The sequence below is a fragment of the Mesorhizobium sp. M7A.F.Ca.CA.004.04.2.1 genome, from assembly GCF_004022825.1.
In the GTDB taxonomy this organism is placed as follows: Bacteria; Pseudomonadota; Alphaproteobacteria; order Rhizobiales; family Rhizobiaceae; genus Mesorhizobium.
Window position 1 is genome coordinate 1 of sequence record NZ_RZPH01000748.1, and the last position, 3,057, is coordinate 3,057.

General features: G+C 61.4%; 4 protein-coding genes and 1 pseudogene. 3 read left to right on the forward strand and 2 right to left on the reverse strand.

What is annotated here, in order from left to right:
• The first annotated feature begins 363 nt into the window (after window positions 1-363).
• Entirely contained in the window at window positions 364-567 is a 204-nt protein-coding gene (locus EN893_RS26290) for a hypothetical protein (RefSeq protein ID WP_127271958.1), read from the forward strand.
• 150 nt (window positions 568-717) lie between these two features.
• Here the strand turns inward: EN893_RS26290 and EN893_RS26295 are convergent, their stop codons facing one another.
• Window positions 718-1,086 carry a helix-turn-helix domain-containing protein gene (locus tag EN893_RS26295; protein ID WP_164748987.1) on the reverse strand — a complete coding sequence of 123 codons (369 nt, stop codon included), beginning with the start codon at window positions 1,084-1,086 and terminating at the stop codon, window positions 718-720.
• A gap of 89 nt (window positions 1,087-1,175) precedes the next feature.
• On the opposite strand from EN893_RS26295, the gene EN893_RS26300 reads away from it, so the two are divergent.
• Entirely contained in the window at window positions 1,176-1,781 is a 606-nt protein-coding gene (locus EN893_RS26300; protein WP_127271924.1) for an NADPH-dependent FMN reductase, read from the forward strand.
• 60 nt (window positions 1,782-1,841) lie between these two features.
• Here EN893_RS26300 and EN893_RS26305 read toward each other — a convergent pair whose 3' ends face one another.
• The gene (locus EN893_RS26305; RefSeq protein WP_127272164.1) at window positions 1,842-2,651 is read right to left on the reverse strand and encodes an MBL fold metallo-hydrolase; all 810 of its coding nucleotides are present in this window, start codon (window positions 2,649-2,651) and stop codon (window positions 1,842-1,844) included.
• Window positions 2,652-2,934: 283 nt separating this feature from the next.
• Between EN893_RS26305 and EN893_RS39485 the strand changes: the two are divergent.
• Window positions 2,935-3,057: pseudogene (locus tag EN893_RS39485) on the forward strand (EamA/RhaT family transporter); the annotation flags it as partial.

Sequence of the window (3,057 nt, forward strand, 5' to 3'; positions counted from 1 at the left end):
GGGTTGGTCCGGAGCCCTCGCCGGCGCGTTGGCTGACGGAGCATCAGACGAAAAACCCGCCTGTGCGGCGGGTCTCTGGCGCAAATCAGCACCATGGACGGAAATGTACCTTAGCTGAGGGCACCGAGTCAAGAAAAAATTCCTATCGTGAAAAGCCACCGGCATAAAAGCCACGGCACAACAGCCGCCGGCAGCGCCGAACTGGCTGTCGTCAGGTCTTTTGTAAAACTGGGTTCGGAGCCCTGATCAGGTAGAGCGAGCCGGGCATGGGTCCGTTTGTAACAGGGGCCGTGTGGGAAACCCGCTTCGCGGCATCCAATGGTTGCCTTCGCGCCCGATGCTGCGGACGTTGGAGGAGAGACAATGCGTCAACATCTGCTGAACGGTTGGCTCGTGGCAGCCCTGGTCGCGACGACCTGCCTGCTCGGCGTGACCGCTTATGCGGAGGTGAAGGAAGACATCTCGCGCAGTGCCTGCACGCATGGGGAACAGGCTCCCGGCAAGCAGGGCGCACGGTGTGATAGCTGTGGCGCCGCGCGATGCGATGTCCGCGCATCAGGAGCCTGAGCGGCAGCCGTCAGGGGACGGCATGAGCGGCAATCCGCCAGCCAAAACGGCGCGTGCATTCGGGCAACGATCCGCGCAGCCGAGATAGAATTTCCGATCGGGCAAGCCGGATGTTGCGTGCGCGTCTGAATCCCTTGCAGCGCAAGGATTTCAGACGCGGGCGTCGTCGAATTTTTCGCGCGCCGCCTTGACGCGCATGGTGTTCGCACGCGCCCATTCGCTCAGTGCGCTGACGGGGATCAGCAGCTCGTGGCCGAGCTCGGTCAGCTCATAATCGACGCGCGGTGGAATGGTTGGAAACACGGTGCGGGTGACGAAGCCGTCACGCTCCAGCCCGCGCAAGGTGGTGGTCAGCATTTTCTGCGAGATGCCGCCGACGGCAGCGCGCAATTCGTTGAAACGCAGCGGTCCGTCGCCCAGCTTGCCGACGACCAGAACGGTCCATTTGTCGCCGACGCGCTGCAGGATTTCCGAGATGGCGCGGCAGTCTTCGGAGCGATGTGGGTGCCTCGGTAACAAAAAAGTGCCTTCTTGTGCATCGCGTTTCCAGTATCTCATATAGCGCAGGTATCCAAATGATACCAGTACTTCGTGCAAGGAGAGCCCTTATGTCCAAACCCAAAATTGCCATCGTCGTCGGATCGACGCGCGCCGCTCGTTTCGCCGATGTGCCAACCCAGTGGATCGCCAAGATCGCCAAGTCGCATGCCGACATCGATGTCGAGGTCGTCGATCTGCGCGACTTCCCGCTGCCGTTCTTCGACGAGGTCGCATCCTCCGCCTGGGCGCCGTCGCAGAACGAAGTGGCACAGCGCTGGCAGAAGAAGGTCGCCGAATTCGACGGCTTCATCTTCACCGCCGCCGAATACAATCATGGCCCGACGGCCGTGCTGAAGAACGCCATCGACTACGCCGCCAATGAATGGAACAAGAAGTCGGCCGGCTTCGTCGGTTATGGCAGCGTCGGCGGCTCGCGTGCCGTCGAACAGCTTAGACTGTATGCCGTCGAATTGCAGATGGCGCCGGTCAAGTCGGCCGTCCATATCGCCTGGGGCGATTTCCTCGCCGTCCGCCAGGGCGAGAAGAAGCTGGAAGACCTCGAGCATCTGAACCAGGCCGCCACCGCGCTGGTCAACGATGTTGCGTGGTGGGCCAAGGTGCTCAAGGCAGCGCGTCAGGCCGACGCCGTTGCCGAGGAAGTCAAGGCGGCCTGACCGCCAATTCGAGTTATCCTCCCAAGGATCCGGGGCGGCGCTTGCGTCGCCCTTTTTCAATTATAGCGGCTCGAATTGAAAGCTGGCGCCGGATCGGACGACGCGGCCGATGCCGGGCGAATCCAGATGCGCGCCGGCAACGAAACAATGTTCGTCGGCTGCAAGCGCCAGCAACCGCAACCGGCTTTCGCGCGCCTGGTCCTGATCGGCGTCGAATTCCCACGTCACCTCAGGTCGATCGAACTGAAGCGATGGGACGTGAACGGTGTCGCCCCAAATCAGAACGCGTTCGCCGCCGCTCGAAACGCGAAAGCAGCTATGTCCCGCTTCATGGCCACGAGCGTCGACAATGTCGACATGTGTCCCGATACGGTCTCCGGCTTCGAAGGGTTCCGCCATGCCGTGAAATCGTTCGAGCCGCGCTTCGGCGCGAAAAAAGCCGAGTTCTTCCCCGGGAACGAGCAAGCGCGCCAGGCGCGGGAAAGCGTCGCGGCCGTCGGCAAGCACAAGACCATGGATGTGGTCGAGATGCGTGTGGGTGAAGCAGATGGTACGGACTCGTCCGGCATCGATGCCGGCTTCGTCCAGCGCCTCGGGAAGTCGGCCCATGGTGGGATGCCAGGCGTTCGAGGCGCCGGTATCGATCAAGATGATCCCATTTCCATCGTCAATCGCGAAGGCATTGACGGAAAGCCTGAGTTGACCAGCAATCAACGCGACTTGTTGCGGCAATTCATCGCCAAATGGCTTGTCGCCGCGTTGCCGAAGCCGTCCGATCGGCATGTCGACATAGCCATCGCGCAAGGAGGTGATGCGCAAGTCACCAAGATCGTAGGTCTGATAAAGGTCGCCTGAGGCTATGCGGCGCATTTTTTCGATCCTCTGTAAACAATCGACAACATGCGACGGGCCAGCCGCGTCGGCAACCCGCCCCGTCAATTCGATCTATGCCATGTGTGCGTGCGTCGCCTGCCGTGACCGGATGATGCAGTCGGCGAGGCGGTCCGCCTCGTCCAACTCGTCGGTATGATGCTGATATCCGGATGTCGCGATAGCCGCGAACACGACGCCAATCGGGGTTGGACTGCTACATCGACGGGACTGCCATCTGGTCGCGCCCTTTGCCCTGATATATCCGGCTGCATTCCGTTACATGAGTGAAACCGTGAAGACATCCAGCCTGACCGGCGCCGTTTCCCCGATGATCCCGGTGCTCGTATGCGCGCTTGCGATCTTCCTGCTGTCCGGGATGGATGCGGCGATGAAGATCCTGGTC

Bases quoted from the DNA above. Each gene is read 5' to 3' on its own strand.
- EN893_RS26290 (WP_127271958.1), top strand. From the start codon at position 364: ATGCGTCAACATCTGCTGAACGGTTGGCTCGTGGCAGCCCTGGTCGCG.
- EN893_RS26300 (WP_127271924.1), top strand. From the start codon at position 1,176: ATGTCCAAACCCAAAATTGCCATCGTCGTCGGATCGACGCGCGCCGCT.
- EN893_RS26305 (WP_127272164.1), bottom strand. From the start codon at position 2,651: ATGCGCCGCATAGCCTCAGGCGACCTTTATCAGACCTACGATCTTGGT.